The sequence below is a fragment of the Lacrimispora struthionigena genome (genome assembly GCF_048627165.1).
Classification (GTDB): domain Bacteria; phylum Bacillota; class Clostridia; order Lachnospirales; family Lachnospiraceae; genus Lacrimispora.
On the sequence record NZ_JBMBWP010000002.1, the window covers coordinates 2,844,346 to 2,868,045 of the forward strand.

Annotated in this window: 23 protein-coding genes; 20 read left to right on the forward strand and 3 right to left on the reverse strand. The window is 36.4% G+C overall.

What is annotated here, in order from left to right; genetic code table 11:
• Positions 1-65 precede the first annotated feature (65 nt).
• The 10 genes from ACOAOT_RS22305 (at position 66) to ACOAOT_RS22350 (ending at position 11,839) form a co-directional block, all read left to right on the forward strand.
• Complete coding sequence (locus ACOAOT_RS22305) at positions 66-245, forward strand: hypothetical protein (RefSeq protein ID WP_420218949.1); 180 nt, start codon at positions 66-68, stop codon at positions 243-245.
• A gap of 268 nt (positions 246-513) precedes the next feature.
• Entirely contained in the window at positions 514-1,440 is a 927-nt protein-coding gene (locus ACOAOT_RS22310) for a DUF5688 family protein (protein ID WP_420218950.1), read from the forward strand.
• 193 nt (positions 1,441-1,633) lie between these two features.
• Positions 1,634-3,187 carry a hypothetical protein gene (locus ACOAOT_RS22315; protein ID WP_420218951.1) on the forward strand — a complete coding sequence of 518 codons (1,554 nt, stop codon included), beginning with the start codon at positions 1,634-1,636 and terminating at the stop codon, positions 3,185-3,187.
• A 533-nt stretch (positions 3,188-3,720) separates the two neighbouring features.
• Complete coding sequence (locus ACOAOT_RS22320; RefSeq protein ID WP_420218952.1) at positions 3,721-3,930, forward strand: helix-turn-helix domain-containing protein; 210 nt, start codon at positions 3,721-3,723, stop codon at positions 3,928-3,930.
• 14 nt (positions 3,931-3,944) lie between these two features.
• Entirely contained in the window at positions 3,945-5,138 is a 1,194-nt protein-coding gene (locus ACOAOT_RS22325) for a DNA cytosine methyltransferase (RefSeq protein ID WP_420218953.1), read from the forward strand.
• Positions 5,128-5,865, forward strand: a complete 738-nt coding sequence (locus ACOAOT_RS22330) for a PmeII family type II restriction endonuclease (RefSeq protein ID WP_420218954.1) — start codon at positions 5,128-5,130, stop codon at positions 5,863-5,865. Before ACOAOT_RS22325 ends, ACOAOT_RS22330 begins: the two co-directional genes overlap by 11 nt.
• 17 nt (positions 5,866-5,882) lie before the next feature.
• A complete protein-coding gene (locus ACOAOT_RS22335; protein WP_420218955.1) occupies positions 5,883-6,788 on the forward strand; it encodes a HamA C-terminal domain-containing protein in 906 nt (301 codons plus the stop codon).
• Positions 6,758-9,058: a helicase-related protein gene (locus ACOAOT_RS22340; protein ID WP_420218956.1), complete on the forward strand. Its 2,301-nt coding sequence runs from the start codon at positions 6,758-6,760 to the stop codon at positions 9,056-9,058. Before ACOAOT_RS22335 ends, ACOAOT_RS22340 begins: the two co-directional genes overlap by 31 nt.
• A 79-nt stretch (positions 9,059-9,137) precedes the next feature.
• The gene (locus tag ACOAOT_RS22345) at positions 9,138-10,685 is read left to right on the forward strand and encodes an ATP-binding protein (protein ID WP_420218957.1); all 1,548 of its coding nucleotides are present in this window, start codon (positions 9,138-9,140) and stop codon (positions 10,683-10,685) included.
• Positions 10,686-11,056: 371 nt separating this feature from the next.
• Positions 11,057-11,839, forward strand: a complete 783-nt coding sequence (locus ACOAOT_RS22350) for a PHP domain-containing protein (protein ID WP_420218958.1) — start codon at positions 11,057-11,059, stop codon at positions 11,837-11,839.
• Positions 11,840-11,960: 121 nt separating this feature from the next.
• Here the strand turns inward: ACOAOT_RS22350 and ACOAOT_RS22355 are convergent, their stop codons facing one another.
• The 3 genes from ACOAOT_RS22355 to ACOAOT_RS22365 form a co-directional block, all read right to left on the reverse strand.
• Positions 11,961-12,509 (reverse strand): NADPH-dependent FMN reductase, encoded by a 549-nt coding sequence (locus ACOAOT_RS22355; RefSeq protein ID WP_420218959.1) that lies wholly within the window; start codon positions 12,507-12,509, stop codon positions 11,961-11,963.
• A 33-nt stretch (positions 12,510-12,542) separates the two neighbouring features.
• Positions 12,543-13,184 (reverse strand): NAD(P)-dependent oxidoreductase, encoded by a 642-nt coding sequence (locus tag ACOAOT_RS22360; protein ID WP_420218960.1) that lies wholly within the window; start codon positions 13,182-13,184, stop codon positions 12,543-12,545.
• 63 nt (positions 13,185-13,247) lie between these two features.
• The gene (locus tag ACOAOT_RS22365) at positions 13,248-13,655 is read right to left on the reverse strand and encodes an Rrf2 family transcriptional regulator (protein WP_420218961.1); all 408 of its coding nucleotides are present in this window, start codon (positions 13,653-13,655) and stop codon (positions 13,248-13,250) included.
• A gap of 187 nt (positions 13,656-13,842) precedes the next feature.
• Here ACOAOT_RS22365 and ACOAOT_RS22370 point away from each other — a divergent pair, with 187 nt between their 5' ends.
• From ACOAOT_RS22370 to ACOAOT_RS22415, 10 genes are all read left to right on the forward strand, one after another.
• Complete coding sequence (locus ACOAOT_RS22370) at positions 13,843-14,544, forward strand: hypothetical protein (protein ID WP_420218962.1); 702 nt, start codon at positions 13,843-13,845, stop codon at positions 14,542-14,544.
• A 273-nt stretch (positions 14,545-14,817) separates the two neighbouring features.
• Positions 14,818-15,927, forward strand: coding sequence for a class I SAM-dependent methyltransferase (locus tag ACOAOT_RS22375; protein ID WP_420218963.1), 1,110 nt, complete (start codon positions 14,818-14,820; stop codon positions 15,925-15,927).
• 79 nt (positions 15,928-16,006) lie between these two features.
• Positions 16,007-16,198, forward strand: coding sequence for a hypothetical protein (locus ACOAOT_RS22380; protein WP_420218964.1), 192 nt, complete (start codon positions 16,007-16,009; stop codon positions 16,196-16,198).
• A gap of 285 nt (positions 16,199-16,483) precedes the next feature.
• Complete coding sequence (locus tag ACOAOT_RS22385) at positions 16,484-18,160, forward strand: peptide ABC transporter substrate-binding protein (RefSeq protein ID WP_420218965.1); 1,677 nt, start codon at positions 16,484-16,486, stop codon at positions 18,158-18,160.
• A gap of 135 nt (positions 18,161-18,295) precedes the next feature.
• Positions 18,296-19,234 carry an ABC transporter permease gene (locus ACOAOT_RS22390; RefSeq protein WP_420218966.1) on the forward strand — a complete coding sequence of 313 codons (939 nt, stop codon included), beginning with the start codon at positions 18,296-18,298 and terminating at the stop codon, positions 19,232-19,234.
• Between the two features lie 2 nt (positions 19,235-19,236).
• Entirely contained in the window at positions 19,237-20,142 is a 906-nt protein-coding gene (locus tag ACOAOT_RS22395) for an ABC transporter permease (RefSeq protein WP_104437921.1), read from the forward strand.
• A gap of 11 nt (positions 20,143-20,153) precedes the next feature.
• Positions 20,154-21,143 (forward strand): ABC transporter ATP-binding protein, encoded by a 990-nt coding sequence (locus ACOAOT_RS22400; protein ID WP_420218967.1) that lies wholly within the window; start codon positions 20,154-20,156, stop codon positions 21,141-21,143.
• 12 nt (positions 21,144-21,155) lie between these two features.
• The gene (locus tag ACOAOT_RS22405; RefSeq protein ID WP_420218968.1) at positions 21,156-22,124 is read left to right on the forward strand and encodes an ABC transporter ATP-binding protein; all 969 of its coding nucleotides are present in this window, start codon (positions 21,156-21,158) and stop codon (positions 22,122-22,124) included.
• Between the two features lie 38 nt (positions 22,125-22,162).
• Complete coding sequence (locus tag ACOAOT_RS22410) at positions 22,163-22,930, forward strand: copper homeostasis protein CutC (protein ID WP_420218969.1); 768 nt, start codon at positions 22,163-22,165, stop codon at positions 22,928-22,930.
• A complete protein-coding gene (locus tag ACOAOT_RS22415) occupies positions 22,909-23,670 on the forward strand; it encodes a DeoR/GlpR family DNA-binding transcription regulator (RefSeq protein ID WP_420218970.1) in 762 nt (253 codons plus the stop codon). The genes ACOAOT_RS22410 and ACOAOT_RS22415 overlap by 22 nt, the downstream gene beginning before the upstream one ends.
• Positions 23,671-23,700 lie beyond the last annotated feature (30 nt).

Consider the following 23,700-nt stretch of genomic DNA (forward strand, 5'->3'; position numbering starts at 1 on the left):
CACTTGTTGCATTCCGCCATGTTTCTACAATATAATGGATTTACTTATAAGAAAGGGGTTATGATATGCCAACGAATGAGACCTTGAAAATGTTATACAATGAATGCCTGAAATTAGATCTGAATGAGGCTACACAGTTAATCCTTGAGGCAGAAACGGAAGAGGAACAGGAATTTTATTCCATAGTCAGTGACTTTGTTCTCCAACAGAGGCAGAGAAAGGTAATTAGGGAGAATCGGTTTTGATAAAAAGATATTTTAAAGTTATGAAAAAGAAGAACCATTACGATGAAAGATAAGGATTTCAGTAATAAATTTTTGCTGAATGGATTTTGAATTAGAGTTGGACTATAGCCTCTTTATACTTATTTAACAAAGAATGGGCTGAGAGTCTCATTAATTTGCTTATGTAGTGACGATAGCAACAGCAGAAGAATAAATTGATTTTGCGAAGGAAGCATCAAGCAGATGCTTCTTTTTATGTGTATAAAATTAACCAATGGAGGAATAGCAAATGGATTACAATCAGTTTTTGGAGGAAATCAGAACAGCAGTACAGGAAAGATTAGGGAGCAATTATGAAATCCGCATTCAGAAGATAACGAAAAATAACGGAATTGTCCTGGATGGGCTGATTATCGGTAAGGCAAGTAAAAGTATCGCTCCCACAATTTACTTAAATTCATATTATATGCATTATACCCATGGTATGTCCCTGGAGGAAATTCTGGAAGATATTATATCTGCGTATAAAGAGAGCAATGACGTATCTTTTGGTGATACGAGAGAATTTTTGAATTTTAATAAACTAAGGGACAAGGTAGCTTTTAAGCTGATCCAGAGGGAAAAAAATCAGGAACTTTTAAAGGAGGTTCCATATATTGAATTTCTGGATCTTGCAGTGGTATTCTATCTGATTCTGGATGAGCATAAAGGAGGACAAATGACAGCTTTGATTCATAACTCTCATATGGAGACTTGGGTAGTGGAGAAAGAAGAACTGTATTGTCTGGCAATGAAAAATACCCCCATATTGTTACCGTCGGAAATTAAAACAATGAAAGAGATTATGTGTGATATATTGAAAGGACATTTAGAGGAATTGGAAATGGGAGAGATGGTAGATGATTTGCTTGATTTTGATTCGCAGAAGCCAGCCTTATATGTCCTTTCGAATATAAAACAGATTAACGGCGCTGGGTGCATTTTATACGACGGGTGTTTGAAGAATTTTGCTGATTCTCAGAATTCCGATATTGTTATATTGCCGTCCAGCCTGCATGAAACTATTTTGGTTCCTGATAATGGGAATTTAGATTATGAGGAACTGCAGAAAACAGTTGGTCAGATAAATAAAAGTGAAGTGCCAAAGGAGGATGTGTTGTCGGATAGGATTTATAAGTACTCTCGTCAAGATTGTAGTATAAGTCTTTTGAAATAAATACTAATTCCTGTGTTATGTATCGCTCCTATGGCAGAAGATCATAGGAGCAAAACACAAAAATTATTTTTTTTATTAAACAAGCTTATTATTAAATAAAAAATCTGTTATAATAATTATTGTTAGACTATCATAAGTCTATAGGAAAGGAAGGTATGTTACTTGAGTTTTTAATAACATACAAATTTCAAATATGAATTTAATTGATAATGGTTTAGATTCTTTTAAAAAAGCTTTTAATAAGTTATGTTCACTGGATTCTCATTCTGAAAAAGTGGAATATATTCTTAAAGATATTATATTAGATTTTCATCACTCATTTGAAGTTCTTTTTAAGGCTTTATTATATGAGAAAGATCCAACTTTACTTTATTCAGATCTGGAAAGATATTATGATAGTAAATTTAATAGTTTAATTAAAACTAATGGTAAACAATCACAGGATATACATACAATAACTTTCATGCAAGCTTTTAAAAGAGTGATTGTTTGTAATAATATAAAAATAGATAATTTCTGCTATCAAAACGTAATAAAGTTTAATGAGCTAAGAAATTCATTAACTCATTATGAAACAATAATAAAGCATCTACAAGTACGCGCATTAATAGCAAATGTGTTGTTTAATATATTGCCAATATTGGAGTCTATTAATGAATTTAAGAATTATATAGAAGAAAAATCAGTTTTTGATAACTTGAAAAAAATTTATTTTATCAGAGACGAGTGGGTTATAAACAATATAATATATTTATTAAATTACAAAAACCAAGATCAAACAAATATTGTTGAGAATTCTAATTATAAAAGATTATTGTTAGATATTGGTTATTCTAATATTGATAAATTAGATGTTAATTATATATCAGAAAATGAATATGTATTAAGTCAGTTTGAAACAGAATTTTATGAAATTGGAATTTCAGGTTATTATAATAATAAGGTCGATATAGACAACCCGTATATAATGGAATTAATAAAGACAAAAATTAACATTATTGAATTATCTACAAATGAAATAATTAAAGAAAAAATAGCTAACGATTTAGCTATGTTATTATCTGTATATAGTGGTAATATATATGATTTCAATAATATTAATATTAACGAAGTATACGATTTGTTTTATATATTAAGTGCCTATAAAAAACTTACCATTGGCTTTAATTTGCAGAAAATAGAAAAAATAAATAAAAAATGGGAAGATGTTTTTAATAAAGAAAATAAATATAAAAAAATTGCAAACATAGAAAATTTATATGAATTTAACAAAACAAGTTTTGGCATGCATAACTTTTATAATTTATCAGCAGATGGTAAATATAAATTTACTATAAAAATAAATGACTATTTAGAGACTATGAAAGATCTATTTAATAAGAATAGCATACTACTTTCTTCTGATTCTGAATTTGCAAAATATGTATCAGCAAAAGTAATCGATACAGTAGAAAGATACCTTTGCTATGATACAATTGAATTTTTTTGTTCTAATTTAATGGGAAAGTGGGGAAATAATGGAACAATTGAAAGAATTGATGAAATCAACTTTTGTGATGTAAAAGCTATTTGTAATATTATAAATCTTAAAGAGTTCACCATCTGGGGTGAAATGGAATTAGGTACAGAATACTATTTTGATCATGAGTATTATTCGGATGGTTATCTTTATAAATATATAAGTTTAAAAGTTTATATAGATGACGATGAAAAGATATATTTAAGTCAAATGGAGATTTTAAATTAATATATTTTAATTAAATGTCATGAAACAATATATAGGATGATTATAAAGGAACAATTTTAAATATTAATAAATTAATATTATCGTAATCTGGTTTGTAATGCTACTATTTAGAATAGGTTAGCTTATCGAACTCCGCGTGGGTTGAAAGCCTCACGTACAGAGTGGGGGAAAGGTAGAGATAAATTTTAAAGCCTTACTTAATGCTATTTATATTTGTTCCTGATAATAGGAAGTTAGAGTGGAGTTGAGAAAAAAGATTGGTGAGATAAAAGAAAGTTGCTCCTATGGTTGAAGCCCTAGGGGCAATTTTAATATGATTTATTTTTTTAATCTTGTAAAACTATTAAAATTATTAATTATGACAGATTGTATTGATATTATGGTGCACTAAAAATAATGTAAAATAAGCGGGAATTATGTAGAGCATAAATACAAAGAACCTTAATTATTGTACTATGGGTAATAGATTGACATTTTAAACTTTTAGTTTTATAATTTATAATATAATTTTTCAAATGTAAAGGTGTATTTAGATGACAATATCAGAACAAATTAAGGTATTATGTGTTCGTTCAAATATTAGTGTATCAGAGTTAGCGCGGAGAGTTGGTACTACTCCGCAAAATTTTAATGCAAAAATGAAACGAGAAAGTTTTACTATTTCCGAATTGGAAATGATTGCATGCGTAGTCGGAAGCAAATTTGAGCGCAGATTTATACTTGAAAATGGTGACAAAATATAATAGGAGGACGTTTTATGCAGATTTTAAAATATAAAGATTCGCCCTCTAACAGAGATGTAATTTCGCTGTTTTCAGGGGCCATGGGATTAGATATAGGTTTAACGAAAGCGGGTCTTTCTGTCAAAGTAGGTCAGGACTTTGAAAATTCGTGTGTGACAACTATGAAAGCGAATGGACATAATGTCTTAGGCGGAGATATCAGGGAAATACAACCACAGCAAATGCTGGATATTGCTGGTTTAAAACCGGGAGAACCATTTCTAATATGTGGTGGACCACCGTGTCAGCCTTTCTCTACTGCAGGAAAAAGACTTGGAATAAATGATCCACGTGGCAGCTTATTTATGGACTTTATTCGTATGATAGACGCAATCAGGCCTCGATTTTTTATTATGGAAAATGTAAAAGGATTGATGTCCGCGCCTCTCAAAAATATTCCTCTTTCTCAAAGGGATGATAAAAATATAATGGCTGAAAGTAAAGGAACTGTGTTGGATGTTGTTTTATCGGAGTTTGACAAGCTCGGATATAAGACTGTTTATGGGGTTTTGGATGCTGTGAATTATGGTGTTCCACAGTTTAGAGAAAGATTTGTGCTAATAGGAAGCAGAGACAACGAAGATATCTTTTTGCCATTCCCAACAAATTTTCAAATGCATCAAGATCCGGACTATCGTTGGAGATCTTTAAGGAGTGCAATTGCAGATTTGGAATACGATCCGGGAGAGTGTGCTTCTTTTAGCACAGACAGAATGGATTTTTTGAAGTTAGTCCCTGAAGGTGGCAATTGGAGAAATCTTCCTAATCACTTAATTGAAGAGGCCATGGGTGGTGCTTATCATTCGGGTGGTGGTAAAGTTGGATTTTATCGTCGATTGTCTTATGATCAACCGTCACCGACTCTCGTTACTTCTCCTGTTCAGAAGGCATCTATGTTATGCCATCCAACACAAAATCGGCCATTGAGTGTTAGAGAATATGCGCGGATTCAGCAATTTCCAGATGATTGGCAAATTACGGGGACAATGGTTGCAAAATATAGGCAGATAGGAAATGCTGTCCCTGTTGGCCTGGCTAAGGCATTAGGCAAGGCAATTATTTCTGTAGCGGATGGTAATGCTGTGATTAAAACAAAAAGAATACGTGGAACTGATATTCATAATAGAATTAAAAATGCTATGGAAATGGGGGGAAATCATGCCTATTAATGATACTTATAATGAAGAGGCTGTTGTTCAGGCAATTGCAACTGCATTGGATGAATTCTATACTGCATTAATTAACAAGGTGGATAAATTAAATATCAAGACGGTGATAAAACGTAAAAATCCATATTTATTCAGGGCCAAGGCAATGAATGGTGCTGCTCAGATAGTAGATGCTATTCTGGCAGCGTTTGTTTCTTCTTCAGAAGAAACCATCTTTGGTAATGTGTTTTTTGAACCTATTGCAACGGCAGCTGTGCAAGGGCAAAAAGCATTGGCAGAGGGTGTAGACATTATGGTGGAACGAGAAAATACCATTTACGCTATTGCAGTTAAATCAGGAACGAGCGTTTTTAATGCAGACAGTCGCAAAAAACAGGAACAGAATTTTATGGCAGCCAGCAAATTAGCTCAGCAGGCTAAGAAGAGATTTGTCCCGATTATAGGATATGGTTATGGAAAGAAAAAAGCTTCTAAAAGAGGTTTGCCTAAATTTTATGAGGAACTTGCTGGTAAAGACTTTTGGACAGAACTAACTGGAGATGAGGATTTCTACATAAAACTTATTCGCTATATGGCTGATTTACCCGAAAAGTATGTTGCCAACTTTGATGAATCTTATCAGAAGGCTGCAAACCGTCTGGTAAAAGAATTTACAAATGAGTTTTGTAATGAAGACGGAAGTATAGATTGGGAAAAGCTTGTGGAGTTTAATTCTGGGAGTAAGTAATATGAGGTGAAAATGGTATGAGGGACGCACTAAAGGATGCTGTTAAAAATGCTATTTGTATCGAATGCACACTGCCACACATTGAGAGTGGAGTTGGTAGGTCGTGTCTTTCCACCCATAATGATATTTGTTTTAATAATGATAATCCTCAAGATATTGCCAAGATAATATATAATGGTATAGTGGAATTTGCCGTAAATGAGTATGAAATCAATTATGATGATTTAGAAAAAGAACAACTTAAAGTACTCAAACGACGTATTCGGTACAATTCCGATGATACGACCACGACGAAATTAAAATATGGATTTTATGGGGAGGTATTATTAGATCTAATTTTAAGATGCTTTCTAAAAACAAATGTTTTACTTGCCAGAGGGTATCTTTATTCCCCTATAGAAAATAGTGAAGTAAAGGGGTTTGATGCATTCCATTTAATAGATAAAGATGGTAAATTAGATTTATGGCTTGGAGAAGCAAAGTTTTATATCAATTTTAGAAAACCTTTATCGGATGTACTTAAAAAATTACAAATATCGTTATCTGACGAATATGTAAATAGGAACTTGCTTGCTATTATAGATTTACAAAATCGGTTCACGACCCAAAATATCCGATTAAACGTAATCCTTGATGACTGGCAGGAAGACCCCAACATCAATTTAGCTCAAGAAATGAAAAAACATAAAATCAGAATTACATATCCCATTTTTATTGCGTATGAGAAAAATGCAACAGACAAATATCATGAAAGCGTTAAAAAATGTATAGATCATATTGCTGCTGAATTTTCGCGGTTAAAAATATTAATACCTGCCAGCTTTGAATATCGTCTTTTTTTTATTTTTCTTCCTTTGTCAGAAGTGAAGAAGATTAAGGAGAGTGTCATAGAATGGATAGAATCACAAGAACCTCTGATATAATTAAATCATACTATCAATATAAAAAGACAAAAGATGCGGCGAAATTTGTAAAACAGGTCTGCGGTTATTTTGATTATATAAAGGATCAGAAATTAAGCCAAAGTGATTTGAATTTTCTTATTTTTTTAGCAAATGAATCAGGTATTCCCCAGTATTACGACTTGTTAAAAGAAAAATATACTAATTTGGAGATAGAAGATGAGAATATTAATCTGCTCTCCCTAGGAGCTTTACTTCATGATGCAAGTTTGGTTTTGGGAGATGGCAAACTACATAGATATCAGAAGTATGTTTTATATAGCTTTAATTTACATATTAAGAATCGATTTGTGCTTACGGCTCCAACTTCTTTTGGTAAGACTTTTTTGGTCTATGAAATTGTCCAGAAGATGAATTATCAAAACATACTGTTAATATTTCCTTCTATTAGTTTATTGTCTGAAAACTATTCGAGAATCCGCCAGTCACCAGCTTTTAGTAATTACAAAATTCATTCGCTAAGTGAGGAAGAGTATAATTGCAATGAGAATAATATTTTTATATTTACTCCAGAACGCTATCTGTCTTTTATGGATAAAAACATAAATTTAAAATTTGATTTTTCTTTTATCGATGAAGTTTATAAAATTGATAATAGCTATATTATTGATCAGGAAACAACTGGTGAAAATGAACGAGATACTGCTTATAGATTAGCATTGGAGTTTATATGTCACATGTCAGAGGATATGTTATTGGCGGGTCCTTATATGTCTTTACCAGAGCAAAAGGATAATGAATTGGCTTCTTTTATGAACTTTGCTATGGATAATGGTTTTACTTTTTTAAAATTTAATAATTTTGAAATAGTTGACAAAACTTATCAAACTATCAAAGGGCAAAGACAATATACTATCGGAGATTCTATTGTTACAATAGGAGCTATAAATAAGACTGAGAAAATAGCCCGGATAATTGAAGCAGTTAGCAAGCCGTCAGAAAACACCATTATTTATTGCGGTAGCAAATCTCAAACGGAGAGTTATGCAAAGGCATTACTTGAAAAACAAGAGCTAATATTGTTATTTCAAAAAAGATGTGCAGAATCGACCTCTCATATTTATACTTCTTTTTTGTCCCACTTAGTAATCACCTTTGGTGAAGATTGGATTGTTTATAAAGCTCTAAATGCACGAATAGGAATTCATCACAGTTTAATTCCTAAATATATTCAAAAGGAAATAATAAGTTTATTTAATGCAGGTGCATTAATTTGCCTGTTTTCAACCACCACTATAACAGAAGGGGTTAATACTACAGCAAAAAATATTATTATAACATCAAATAAAAAGGGAATTAAAACATTAAAACAATTCGATGCAAAAAACATTGCAGGTAGGGCAGGGCGCTTTGGTCAACATTATCTTGGGAGAGTAATAGATTTGAATAACAACTTTGAAAATATTGCTAAAGGTGATCAGGATATTATTGAACACAAGAATTACGATATAAATTCTAATAAAACGGATGTTGACTATCAAATTACAAAGGAACAGTATTTGACAGAGATTGATAAAAGAGACAGAGATTCTATACAGAACCAAATAGATTTACTGGGTATTCCTACCTCGGTTTTCAATTCTTTCAGAATTGTTGGGCCGAAAGATAAACTAATATTATATTCTAAGATAATGAGTCTAAGCACATCCCAGTTAAATATGATAAATAATGTGCCGGTATCATTAGCGAAAAGTAATGCTGCCAATCTGAACTGGAACGGTTTTCAACTGATTATGGATATTGTTTTACCTATAGTAAAAGAAGATAAATTAAAAAATTTGATAATTGTTAAGACTGGGGAGCAACAAGTATATTCTCTAATTACGGTACTGTTACAATCTTATCTACAAGGTGGATTTCTGTCCATGGTGGATTATTATACGAATAGAGAATATTCACCGATGACAAAAGATGGAGCCATACGTAAAGTTGCTGATTACGTATATAATGTTTTTAAGTATCACCTGGTTAAATATTTGGGTATATTTGACATATTCTATAGGTATAGAATGTCAATTTTAAGAGATATGGATATGGAAAATGTACCGGGGTTAGGATTATTGCTCCAGAAACTCGAATATAATGCGCTTAATCCGATAGCTAGAAGATTAAGTGATTTTGGAGTTCCATTTAATATCGTTAGATATTATGATGATGGAGCTATAAAAAATAAAAATTTTGATGAATATGAGCATTATGTAGACGAAAGCATACAATCTTTATTAGATTGATGTTAGTAAGCTTACTATTAGAATTAAGGACAGGCCGTATAACGGAGAGGGGAAATGTGTTGAAAAGAAGGAGGATATAATGGAATTAATCTTATCAGATTCTTTTGAAGATGTAAAATATGAGTTGAATAATCAATTGGAAAAGATGATGGAATTTGTTGTACCAGTACAAAACTCAGAAAAAGAGATTGCTTTTATTGCTAAAAGCATTCGCAATGCAGGAAAGCTTTTATTAATGCATGGTATTCCCGGCGTTGGGAAATCTACATTTATACAATCATTAAAGTGGAGATCTCATATGCCTATTCGGGAAGTTATTAATCTCGACGCCGCGGAACTTTCTATGCAGAAATCAAAATTATCACAGGTAATAGAAGAAATTAAGGATATAGTTGATAATCATAATATTTCAGTAAATTCAAATGGAGTATTTACAATAGTTATAGACTATTTAGAATCAATTCAAAATGAAACTGCAGAAAGTAAGAAAGCGTTTTTTAGAGATTTAAACGGTTTGTTAAGAAAGCATCCTATTTTTATCATTTGGCCAATTACTGAAAAGCAAGATGTTGATGATATTATTAACTACTCGAAAGCAGTTTCCGGAACATTGTTTTATAGAGATAAAGAAGTTCTTACTTTTACAGGACCAGAAAAAAACGAATTTCCATCTGTTCTAAAGAATACAATTTCAGTACTTAATACTGGGTATACTTATAGCGATTTTCAATTGACAGAATCTGATTTTATCGAAGTGTTAGAGGAATTAATAAATAAAGGAGATAGTTTTACACTACGCGATTATATTATACAGATTAGGCAATTGTGGTTTAAAAAAACAGACGGTATTGCAAAAATTATTGAGAGTATACCTAAACCTACAGAAATATGGTTTATATTTAGTATGCCGGAAGCAGAACAAGTAGTCGCACAGTTTGTTAGAAAGTCACAGAATATTGAAGAGTGCTGGGATGCATATCACGCAAAGTTAGATGAGTATATACATGATAATCAAAAGGCAGAATATTGGAATTCTAATAGATTACAATTAGCTTTATCAGGGGCCTTTAAAACAAAAATTATGTATTTACAAACAAATGCTTTGGTATCTTCTCTTGCAGCATATGGAAATCAGTATAGTGTTGATGGTAAGATTAATTGGGATGAAGTTTCCATACCTAAGACTTGGAAACAAAAATCGAAAGCAAAAAGTTTCTTGGAGGCAACTCCTATAGTGAAGCAATTAAATGGACAAAGGACAACATTGGGTGCTAGCAGAGGAAAATCTAATAGTGCTATAGAGGTGGCAAGAACAGCGTACGATGAAATCAATAAGGTAGCATCTGGCTATAATCTAAATAGAGATGGAAGCGATAAACCATTTAATAAAACTTTAGCAGCTGCATTTAGTGATTTATTACCTAACTTAAAAGTTGAATCAGAGCGAAGACATCCATGGCTAAACAATATATATCCTGATATTACTATAGAACTTGAGGATAGATTAGTTTGTCTAGAGTTTCATTATACTAAGAAAAAAGTACCATCAGCTATAGCAGATTATGTATTGAAAAAATTGGATGTATACATGAGGCAGATAGAAAGTAGGTATCCCAAACTATTTTGAAAAATACTTTGCTCTGTGTTTTACATAATAGAATAATGAAGAATAAAGGGTGTAATATTTTATAAGTATTTGATAATGCAAACCTTTTTGTTTGCCCCCCGCTTGCGCAAACCCATCCCGGCACGCCAAACCCTCCTTTTTCCTACGTTTTTTGGGCGATCTCCAGTTCAAATCTGGTTGTCGCCTCTCAAAGAATGGTCTCTAAACCTTTAAAGATAAGGGTTTAGAGATTTTTTTGTTGCTCGGAAAATTTGGTCCAAGCTAGTCTAAAACACAGTTGACTTTGTTATATTGATAATATAGATTTAGTTTATAAATTAGATTTCGTAAAGGTGTTTGCTCTAACAAAATATAGATAAGGGAGTGGTAGTATGGTGGACGGTCATATTCATATTGAACGAGGAGAATATACGTATGAATGGATAAATCAATTTGTTAAGAAAGCAGTTGAGAAGCGTTTAGACGAGATTTGGCTTCTTGAGCATTGTTATCGGTTTGAAGAATTTGTCCCTATGTACGATTCTGTTTGTGCTTATAGCAATTATATTGATACATGGTTTCATAGAAAAGCAGGAGTACTGAAACTGGGAAATTATATGTCACTTATCAAACAAATTAGAAATATTCAATTCCCTGTTAAGATTAAGTTTGGTCTTGAGATATGCTATTTTAAAGAATTTGAAGACTTAGTTGTAAAATTAACTAAAGATAAAGATTTTGATTTTATGTTAGGTAGCGTTCATTTTGTTGATAATTTTGCCTTTGACCATAAGGCGGAGCATTGGAATGGAATTAATGTGGATAAAATATATCATAGATATTTTGAAACATCTGTTTCGCTTGCTCAAAGTGGAATATATGATGGTATAGCTCATCCTGATTCGATTAAACTTTTTGGACATAAGCCATCATATTCTCTAACGGAATATTATACCAATTTAGCAAAAGAGCTTTCTAAAAATGATATGTACGCTGAACAAAATAGTGGAGTATATCGACGTTGTCCTAATACGGCTACATTAGGTATGGATAAAGAAATGCTAAAGATAATGAGAAATAATAATGTCAAAATCATTACTGTATCGGATGCACATTGCCCTGAAGATGTTGGTGATAGAATACTAGAACTTAACAATTGTATAAAAAATATTTAGCTGGAAAACAGGTGAACCAGTATTAGAGAATGAAAACCTTCCTTGGGGCTGTAGTCAACTTATATCTGTGGTTAAACAACAACAGAGGGAAACAGCCACGACTGTTTCCCTCCTGTGTAATTTAAGATAATTTTTCGATCCAAGCAGCAAAAGCAGCTAAAAAACCGTTTAAAAATTCTTTGGTACCTTCGTTATTAATCTCTCCGTTTTCATCAATTAATGTATGAAAAGAACCAATATACGCTTCTGGTTGAGCGAGGGTTAAAACATTTAGAAAAGCCAGTACCTGTCTTAAATGATGATTTGCGCCAAAACCGCCGATGCCGCCTGGGGACTGGCTGATTACGGCACCTGGCTTGCCGCTCCAGACATTTTCACCATAAGGTCTGGAACCTATGTCAAGAGCATTTTTCAGTGCTGCAGGAATAGAGCGGTTATGCTCTGGTGTAATGAACAGTACGGCGTCTAAATCCTTTACTTCATTTCTAAACACGGTGTATTCGTTTAAATCTTCGCCATCATAATCCTGATTATAAAGAGGAAGTTTTCCTATATCAATGATTTTAAATGCATAACCTTCCGGCGCGTTATTTTTCATATAGTCAGCAATGCTTCCGGAAAATGAATTTTTTCTCAAACTACCATTAATAATTCCAATTGTCTTACTCATAAAATAGACCTCCATTTCAAATTTGTTTTCTATTTATTGGTTACATACGGTAAATCTGGTACGAATAAATTGTGGATTTTCTACTTCATCCAAAATGGCAACAGCCATGGTTCCACTTGTTACAACTGATTTGCCTTTGGAGGAGGTCAGCAGATGATCCTTTCCTATAACAGGTACCGTCGCTTCTCCTGGGACAAATTCCGCCGATGGGGATACGCCTACCCAGTTTACATTTTCAATGCTTCTCAAGAAGTTAAGGGTTTTATATGCCTCCACTGGAATGGAAATCCAGGATGCAACGTCAGGTAATGTCTTCAACGTGTCTAGAAACAACTTGTTGTTTTCATCTAAAAGACTGGCTGCACCGAGAATAAAAAACAGTCTGGGCTTTTCCGTTTCACGGAAAATATTTACCAGCTTTGCAGCCAGATCCAGGTGTAAATACGCTTTAGCGGGAGCTGTAGCAAAGGCATTTATTATGACATCAAAGCCCTCGAGATCTGATCTTGTTAGATTGAAGACATCTTTATCGATTACTTTTACTCCGTCTCCCAGTAAAGATACTGCCTTATCTTTATTACGAACAATTGCAGTCACTTCGTGTCCGCGTAATACACTTTCTTTGTAGAGCGCAGTGCCGGCCATACCGGTTGCACCTATTATTGCAATTTTCATAGTTATTCACATCCTTTCTTTTTCTTACAGTCTCAGATTGTATTGAGACGAGTCAGCGTTGTTCTATATAAATTCTTTTATAATGTCAGCCAGGCTAATGGCAGATAACTTTTCCTCTGTTGCTGTTTGTATGTTGTCGTATAAATGTTTCAATGTGACTTCTATCTTTGCCCCTACTGGACAGTTTGGATTGGTGTTGCTATGAATGCTAAACAAATCCTGATGGTCTTCTGTTGCTAAAAAGATATCCAGAAGTGAAATATCTTTTGCTTCTCTGGCAAGACCTGTTACACCAAGTTTCGTACTCGTTTTAATTAACTTTGCTTTCTTTAAACGGCTCATTAAACGTCTGACAAGGGCGGGATTGGTGTTGATGCTGGAAGCGATGTACTCAGACGTGACGGGCTCCCCCTCCATCAGTACAATTACACTCATTATATGAATGCTTACAGATAATTTAGTTGAATACATAAGCACCTCCTTTTGTAACTATTTTAGTTACAAATATGCATTTTGTCAAGTACTTATTTCCTTTTTTTCTAGTATGTTTGTTCCGAACGGCTGTGGAAATTTTTCCACTTGATATTATTTGTATTAATTGTAACTTATTAATTTGTATTATATAATAGATCTGATTAATATAAATGGAGGGATATGTATGAAAAAGTTTATAGTTATGGTGTCTTTGGTATTTTCTGTTTTGGGTTCCATTGTGAGTTATGCGGATGAATGGAAGCAGGATTCAAACGGCTGGCAATATGTGTACAATGATGGTACAGTATTAAGAGACAACTGGTTTAAAGACCCTGAGACGGGTGAATGTTATCATTTTGATTCAAATGGGTATATGCAGACTGGGATTGTTAATATAGAAGGTAAGGATCACTATTTTAAAGATACTGGAGCGCTCCTGGTAAATGGGTTAATACCAGATGGACGTATGGCTGATCGAAACGGAGAAATTATCAATGATGTCAATGATGGAGTGACGTTTCTGGTAGCGTGGCTTCCTGATGTAAAGGTTGGAAATAGCAAAATTGTCTCTGTTGGCATAAAGAATATAAGTAATAAACCAGTTACAGTTAATAACAGATGTTATATAACAACTAATGAGAAAACCACGATGTTATCTCTTTATAATCCCGATACCCATGGCTTTTATGATGAGAGAACCATTAATTCCAATGAGATGGTTAATATGAGTTTTGTAGATCCTAATTTTAATGAGTTTTATACGGATGAAAGCAGCAAGATTATGTTTCCGACTCAGACTGACGGTAAACAGATTTTATGTTATGTCAGTGAACACGTGGCTGTTATTATGCATAAATCTCAGGATGAGCTTAATAAAGCTAATTAGTTTATTTAGAAAGGTTTCTCCTTTGCAAAAACAAAGCAGAAACCCTTCTTTTATTTTTGCGATTTGTAAATGGTGGGGCGGGGTGTGTATGTATGATATTATATCAGAAACCCACTCTGTTATCAGATATAGTAAAGTTTTAATTAGGAGATTTGGAATTTATGTAATAAACTTTTTCTCACTCTATAAGGGAATAAATTCTTATAATGCGTTATTTTAAAATTAAGATTTCGGTGTTAATATTAAAAATAATAAGTCCAGGGGGTATTGTGTATGAAGCTAATGATTGCAGAGCTTAGAAAAAATAAAGCACTAAGTCAACAAGAATTGGCAACTGTTATGGGGGTGGCACATCAGACTGTGAGCAAATGGGAAAACAACATTACATTTCCCGATATAACGCTTTTACCTCAGCTGGCTCAATACTTTGATGTTTCAGTTGATGAATTGTTGGGATTAAAACCGTTACCGTCTCAAACTTATATTCCTTGTGAAGCGGGGACTAAGGATTACTGGAGTGGACGTCTGAAATATTTGAAAAACACGCGGGATTTTCTGTGGAATAAAGACTACCTTCAATTTTTGATCGAAAGAGTCTGGAAGATTAATTACCCGATTAATGTTCTGGACTGTGGGTGCGGTTATGGTTTTTTAGGTACTATGCTTATGCCCCATCTGCCAAAAGGTAGTACTTATACGGGCATTGATTACTGCGAGAGCCTGATCAATGAGGGGAAAAGGACTCTTAAAACCGGAGAATATGATGTTCAATTTGTATGTGATGATGTGTTAACCTATGAATCTGAAATAAAATATGATTTTGTCATTTCACAGGCAGTATTAAGACATATTGATAATTCACATTTATTTCTTAATAAGATGATTTCATTCACGAAAGATGGAGGTCTCGTTGTATGTGCAGAGGTTAACAGAGAATTGGAAAATGTGGGTCTCTATATTCATGGTATGGATTATGATTATTTATGTCAATATCCAGGATTTAGAGAAATGTGGAATACTCAGTTAAAACGCCAGGGGAGAGATTATTCTATTGCTCTGAAAATACCTAAGATGATGAGGAATCTTGGACTAAGGGATGTAGATATTAGAATGAGTGATAAGGTTAACTTCATTTCACCGGAACATGCTGATTATGCTGATGAGGTAGCAGCATTTATTGAAGCTCATAAGTTCTGTGAGCATAAGACAAGTGAACAGCAGACTCTGGTGGTTGAACGGTTTATGAATCATGGAATGGATAGAAAAGATGCAGAGTACTATTGCAACAAGCAAAATAAAATTACAGAGTTTATAGGCAGGAATCAAGAATTTCTGACTTTGACCCAGTTTTATGGGTTGCTAATTTCGTATGGTACAAAATAATTATGAATTATGACTCTTATTATAAAAAATGCTGCAAATGGGATAATATATTTTAAAAGTATAGAATGGAGTAATAATAATGAAGGAATACACAAGTGAAGAACTGACAGAAGCACTTCGAGCTATAAATTCCATAATAAGCAAATGTGAAAAAGCACAGGATAAATTTACTGAGGGGAATACTCATCATACACTTCTTAGAAATCGTTTAAAGGCGATGTATATCTCAAAAGAATTGATTATGGATGCTATCTCAAAAAATAATAATTAAGCATAATCTACCATGTGTAATGGAATATATAGAATGGCAGTATGATAGAACTTAGATTAGTTAAGGGTTTCTCCACCGCGAAAGCAAAGCAGAAACTCTTTTTTTATTGCTCAGACTTTGAAAAACAAGTATTTTAGTTAAGAATTGAAACAATTTAAAACAAGATAAAATAATAAAAAATCTATTGACACAACCACTAGGTATCTGTATAATTTAAATAATTTTATAGGCAAATTGCTATAAATTAAGACGAAACAATAAAAGTAATACAAAAGGAGAGGAAATATGAAAAAAAGAGTATTAGCATTGGGTACTGCTGCGTGTCTGGTAATTGGAGCTCTTTCTGGTTGTGCATTTACTGGAAGCACCGGTGGAACAACTGCTGGTGAGTCTTCCCAGAGTGCAGGTGCAAGTGAATCTGTTTCTGACAAAACCACGGCTCCAGCAGCTGGTGATCAGGTTCTTAGCGTTTATGCAAATGCAGAAATCAAGACGTTGGTACAGTGGGCAGCCTCAGACAGCCAGTCCTCCATGGTAAATAACAACGCATTTGAGGGTCTGCTTCGTCTGGATGAGAAAAATGAGGCCCAGCCTGCACTTGCAAAAAGTTATGATGTTTCAGATGATAAACTTACATACACCTTCCATTTAAGAGATGGTTTGCAGTGGAGCGACGGAACTCCTTTAACTGCCAGTGATTTCGTGTTCTCATGGTTAAAGCAGATGAGCGCAGATGCGACTAACGGCTACAGCTTTATTATGACAGATTACATTGTAAATGGTGCTGAATATAATGAGGGGAAAGTTAGTGCGGAGGAAGTCGGTGTAAAAGCTGTTGACGACAAGACATTCCAGGTGACCATTAAAGCGCCCACTCCTTATTTTGCACGTTTAACTGTGCTCTGCCAGTTCTTCCCGTTAAATGAGGCATATGTTACCTCAAAGGGTGATCAGTATGGTTTAAGTGCAGATAACATGATCTACTGCGGACCTTATACAATTACCAGTTACGATCCGGCAGTTGGTGCTACCCTTAAAAAGAATGACAAGTACTGGGATGCCGCAAACGTTAAGATTGAAAATGCACAGGTAAGAGTTATGAAAGATGCTTCGGCAGCTTTAAATGCTTATCTGGCTAATGAGCTGAGCCAGGTGGCACTGGATTCTTCCAATGTGGCGGCTTACCAGAATAATCCGGAATTCAAATCCGAAAGCGAGTTCAGAACCGAATATCTTCAGTTCTCTTTAAGCAATCCGGTTATGAAAAACAAAAACATTCGTAAGGCAGTTTCTGCAGCAATTGACCGTGATACTCTGGCTAAGGTGATCCTTGCAGATGGTTCTTCCTCCAGCAACGGTCTTGTAGCAGAGGGTATGTATGGAGACGGAAGTAAGACCTTCCGTGAGCTTAACGGAAATTTATGCCCGTTTAATGCAGAAGAAGCGAAAAAGTATTGGGAAGAGGGATGTAAGGAGTTGGGTGAAACTCCAAAGCTGACACTTCTGGTGCGTGATGATTCTGTGACAAAAGCAGTTGCGACTTACATTCAGAGTGAGTTAAATAAGAATTTAGGTATTGATATTACAATCGATACGAAGACGGTTCAGGCTAGAAATGAATTAATGGATAACGATAATTATATGTTTGCTTCCACTGCATGGGGCGCTGACTATGATGATGCCATGACTTATCTTGATTTATGGACCAATGGCACTCCTTACCGCGGTTCCTATCAGAACGAGAATTACAATAAGCTGATCAACGATGCAAGAGTTGAGACTGATGATGCGAAGCGTCTGAATATGCTGCTGCAGGCGGAGAAACTTCTGGTTGATGAAGACGTGATTGTTGCTCCTTTGTATCACAGAGGATCCGCTACACTGACTAAATCAAATGTAAAAGGACTGGTTAACCACCCATTTGGACCAGATGTTGAATTTAAGTACGCTTACTTTGAATAATCCGCGGCGGGCAGAGGTTTGCCCTGGCAGCTAGTATGCGGGAAATGAGAAGAGCCGCCCCTTCTTTTTCAAAATTGGAGAAGGACGGCTCTTTTTGGAATCTTATGAAAATAGGAATGCAAAGGAGGATACGGCATGATAAAATATATCTGCAAGCGTCTGATTTATCTGGTGCTGACATTATGGGTCATTGTAACGGCGACATTTTTTCTGATGAAAAAGCTTCCCGGCTCTCCTTTTGATGCGGAACGTTTCAATATGATGTCTGCGCAGCAGCAGCATGTTATTTTAGAGCAGTATGGATTAAATGAATCTCTGCCAAAACAGTATATAAAGTATATGGGAAATATTCTTCATGGGGATTTCGGAACTTCTTTTACCTATACGGGACAAAAGGTATCCACTGTAATTGGAGGAAGAATTGGTCCCTCGGCATTGATCGGAATTCAGGCAGTATTGATCGGTTTGGCACTGGGGCTTGTGCTGGGAATTATTGCGGCGTGGAAACATAACAGCGGAATTGACTACTTTACCATGATTGTAGCTGTGCTGGGAGTTTCTGTTCCCAATTTTGTGGCAGCGGCTTTGCTTCAGTATTATGTGGCTTTAAAATGGGGGATTCTTCCGGTTGGCTTCTGGACGGACTGGAGATGCTCCGTTCTTCCTTCTGTTGCCCTGTCCTTTTCTGCTACGGCTATGGTTGCCAGGTTTATCAGGACGGAGATGTTGGAAGTATTGGAACAGGATTATATTATTACTGCTAAGGCTAAGGGACTGAGCCCTATGAAAGTACTGATGCGGCATGCTGTGAGAAACTCCATCATTCCTGTGGTAACGATTCTTGGACCGATTGTTGTTAATCTTCTGACGGGATCTCTGGCAGTAGAAAATATTTATACCATTCCGGGTATTGGCAGCTTATTTGTGGACAGCATTAAGGCCAATGATTATTCAACCATTATGGGAATCACTATTTTTTACAGCGCTTTCTACATTTTTGTGGTACTGATCGTTGACATCGCGTATTCCATGATTGATCCAAGAATACGCCTGGCAGCAGGAAAGGAGGCGTGAGTATGGATGAGTTATTTGTAAGGGTTCATGTGGATGAATCCGAAAAGGAACATATCGCCCACCCCAATTTGACCGCATTTCAGGAAGGGTGGCTTCGCTTGAAAAAAAATAAAGCGGCGGTTGCAAGTTTGTTTACCTTAATAGCGATTGGGCTTTTGGCATTACTGGCGCCGGTGTTTTCCGCTTATTCTTATAAAGAAACGAATTATGATATTATTTACCAGATTCCTTCCGCTGCGCATTTGTTTGGAACAGATCAGTTCGGGCGGGATCTGTGGGTCAGAACCTGGATGGGAACCCGTATATCACTGCTGATTGCATTTGTGGCTGCATTTTTGGATCTGACGGTTGGTGTGGTTTATGGAGCGGTTTCTGCTCTTATCGGCGGAAAAGTGGATGCAGTTATGCAGAGGTTTATTGAAATACTGGTGGGAATTCCCCATCTGATTATTGTGATTCTTTTGATGATGATTATGCCGGCCGGGATTTGGACCATTGTGGTGGCTCTTTCCATTACCGGATGGGTGAATATGGCACGTCTGGTCCGGGCGGAGATTTTGAAGCTGAAAAACCAGGAGTTTGTGCTGGCAGCCCGCGTTTTGGGGACAAGTACTTCCAGGATTATATGGAAACATCTGATACCCAATACGGTTGGGGTAATTGTTATTAATGCCATGTTCACGATTCCATCTGCCATATTTACTGAGGCGTTTTTAAGCTTTATTGGTATTGGTATGCAGGAGCCAAAGGCTTCTCTGGGAGTTTTGATCAATAACGGATACCAGGTGCTTCGTAATTTTCCCCATGTACTGATTTTCCCTGCCATCGTGATTGTGCTTATTATGGTATGTTTCAGTATTCTTGGTGATGGTCTGCGTGATGCACTGGACCCCAGAATGAGAAAGTAGGTGAATCGTCAGTGAGCAGATTATTAGAAGTGAATCAGTTACGGGTACAGATAGAGACACAGCACGGTACGGTTCAGGCGGTCCGGGGAGTCAGTTTTCATCTGGATGAACAGGAGACTCTTGCCATCGTAGGAGAATCTGGTTCCGGCAAATCTATTTCCGTAAAAAGTATTATGGGACTGCTTCCTAAGAATGGAAAGATCGTTGAAGGTAGTATTCTCCTGGAGGGAAAGGATCTTGCGAAATACAGCGAACGGCAGATGCAGTCAGTTAGAGGATCGGATATATCCATGATATTTCAGGATCCTATGACCTCTTTAAATCCGACTATGACCATTGGTAAGCAGATCGTTGAGGTTTTAAAAGAACACCGGAAAGATCTGTCAAAGGCACAGATGAAAGAACGTGCTCTTGAACTCATCTCTCTGGTTGGTATTTCAAATCCGGAAGCCAGGTTTGATCAGTATCCTCATCAGCTTTCCGGAGGAATGAGACAGAGAGTTGTGATAGCAGTGGCTCTGGCTTGTGATCCCAGGATTTTGATTGCCGATGAACCTACTACGGCGCTGGATGTGACGATTCAGGCTCAGATACTGGACCTGATGAGAGATTTGCAGAAAAAAATTAAGACCTCTATTATTATTATCACTCACAATTTAGGTGTTGTGGCTAATATTGCAGACCGTGTGGCTGTTATGTATGGAGGACAGCTGGTGGAAACTGCTGATGTGAGAGATTTATTTTATGAAACCGCTCACCCGTATACGAAGGGGCTTCTGGCTTCTATACCAAAGGCTTCAGAAAAGGGTAGTGAGCTGACGGCAATTCCGGGAACACCTCCGGATTTGATGGAACCGCCAAAAGGCTGTCCATTTGCGGCCAGATGTACGAAGACCATGGAGGTCTGCAGGCAGTATCCTCCTGAGGATATGCTTTGTGGCGATAACCATCATGTGCGCTGCTGGCTGCTTGATGAGCGGGCGAAGGCTCTCAGGGAATAGGAGGAAATCAGAATGTCGGCGGATAAGAAACCTTTATTAGAAGTAAAACATTTGAAAAAATATTTTCATGTGGGAAAAAACCAGACCTTAAAAGCGGTGAGAGATATCAGCCTGGATATTTATAAAGGAGAGACACTGGGGCTGGTGGGCGAGAGCGGATGCGGAAAGTCTACTTTTGGACGGACGGTAATCCAGCTGTATGAGCCGACGGAAGGAACGGTGGTTTATGATGGACAGGTAATTAATAACAGCCTGTCACAGGTGGAGCGTCATACATTTACAAGGAAAATGCAGATGATTTTTCAGGATCCTTATGCTTCCCTAAATCCACGTATGAAGGTTATGGATATTATTGCAGAGGGAATGGATGCTCACGGAATCTTTAAGGGACAGGAACGGAAAAAGAAGGTAATTGAGCTTTTAGAAACAGTAGGGCTTTCCGAAGAGCATGCAAACCGTTTCCCTCATGAATTTTCTGGCGGACAGAGGCAGAGAGTTGGGATCGCCAGGGCCTTGGCTGTTGATCCGGAGTTTATAATCTGTGATGAACCCATATCTGCTCTTGATGTTTCCATTCAGGCTCAGGTAATTAATCTGCTGAAAGAACTGCAGAAGAAGAGAAACCTTACATACCTCTTTATTGCTCACGATCTTTCCATGGTGAAACACATCAGTGACCGGATTGGCGTTATGTATCTGGGAAGTATGGTGGAACTGGCGGACAGCGAAACTTTGTTTGATGATCCGGTTCATCCTTATACACAGGCATTGCTTTCTGCAATCCCAATCCCTGACCCGGATGTGGAGAAGAACCGGAGCAGAATTATGCTGGAAGGAAGTCTTCCTGATCCCATCAGTCTGACGCAGGGGTGTCTCTTTGCCGGACGATGCCCTTATGCGGAAGAATTCTGTAGCAAAAATACACCGGAGATGAAAGAAGTAAGACCGGGACATTTTGCAGCCTGTCATAGAGTGAAATAACAGGATGGCAATGAAAATTAGATTGTTAGGAGAAAATGATGAAAGACTATATCTTGGAGGTCTGTGTGGATTCTGTGGAGTCTGCAATAGCGGCAGTACGGGGAGGAGCCCAAAGACTGGAGCTCTGTGCGAATCTGGTGATTGGAGGAACTACTCCTTCAGTAAGCCAGTTTAAGCAAATACGCAAAGCCTGTGATATTCCCATAAATGTACTGATAAGGCCCCGGTATGGCGACTTTTTGTATACAGATTATGAGTTTCAGATGATTGCTGAGGATGCCCAGATGTTTCGGGAGCTTGGTGCAGATGGTATCGTGGCAGGCTTTTTAAAACCGGATGGAAATCTTGATGTGGAACGGTTGAAGGTGTTGAAGGAAAAGGTGGGGAACGGCAGTATGACTCTGCACCGTGCTTTCGATGTATGCCGTGATCCATATAAAAGCCTTGAGGAAGCCATAGAAGCGGGAGCAGATACTATACTGACCTCAGGGCAGCAGAATACCTGTTTTGAGGGAAGAGAGCTTTTGGGGGAACTGATCCGTAGGGCGGAAGGCAGAATTGATATTATGGCTGGCAGCGGGGTGAATGTGAGTACAATGGCCTGTCTCATGGATGAGATAGGCGCCAGGATTTTTCATATGTCAGGTAAGGAGATCGTGGACAGCGGAATGATTTACCGGAAAGAAAATGTAAGCATGGGAATTCCGGGAATCGGAGAATACGATATCTTCCGCACACGGGAGGAAGAGATACGCCAGGCAAAAAAATTAATGGAGGAAAAAGCATGTTTACGGAAGAACGTTTAGACAGGATATTACAGATTCTTCAGACAGAGGGTATGGTGAAGGTAAAGGATTTAAGCGCCCTTTTTCAGGTGACTGAGGATTGTATACGAAAGGATTTAAAAAGCCTGGAAAATGCCGGAAAGCTGAAACGAACCTATGGGGGAGCTTTATTGTCCCAGGATTATCCATTAAAACGGGATGTAATTGACCGAAGGGATACGAATATTGAGAAAAAGATGTTAATTGCTCAAAAAGCGTTTGATCTCATAAGCGGAAATGAAACTATTTTTCTGGATATATCTACTACAAATATTATGGTTGCGGATCTGCTTGCCAAGTCCCATAAGCGGGTGACTGTAGTGACAAATATGATTGACATAATGCAGACACTGGCAGTGAATCCCAGTATTGTCGCCATTGGAACCGGAGGGATTATGTACCACACGGTGAATGGATTTATGGGCGCGGCTGCCATTGAAATCATTAAGCAGTATAGTTTCGACCGGGCATTTATCGGGACCTGTGGCCTGGATCTTACGGATAATTCCATTACTACTCTGGGGGTAGAGGATGGGCTGACAAAGAAAGCTGCCATTGCCAGCAGCAGGCATAAGTATCTGGTAATGGAAAAGGATAAATTTTATTTTAATGATTCTTATAAATTTGCCCATTTTGATGACATCGATGGAATTATTACTGATTCAAATCCAGATGAAGCTACGTGCAAAAGGCTTTATTCAGCCGGGGTCACCATACTTTAATCGTACGATATAGTCTAAATGGAAAAATAC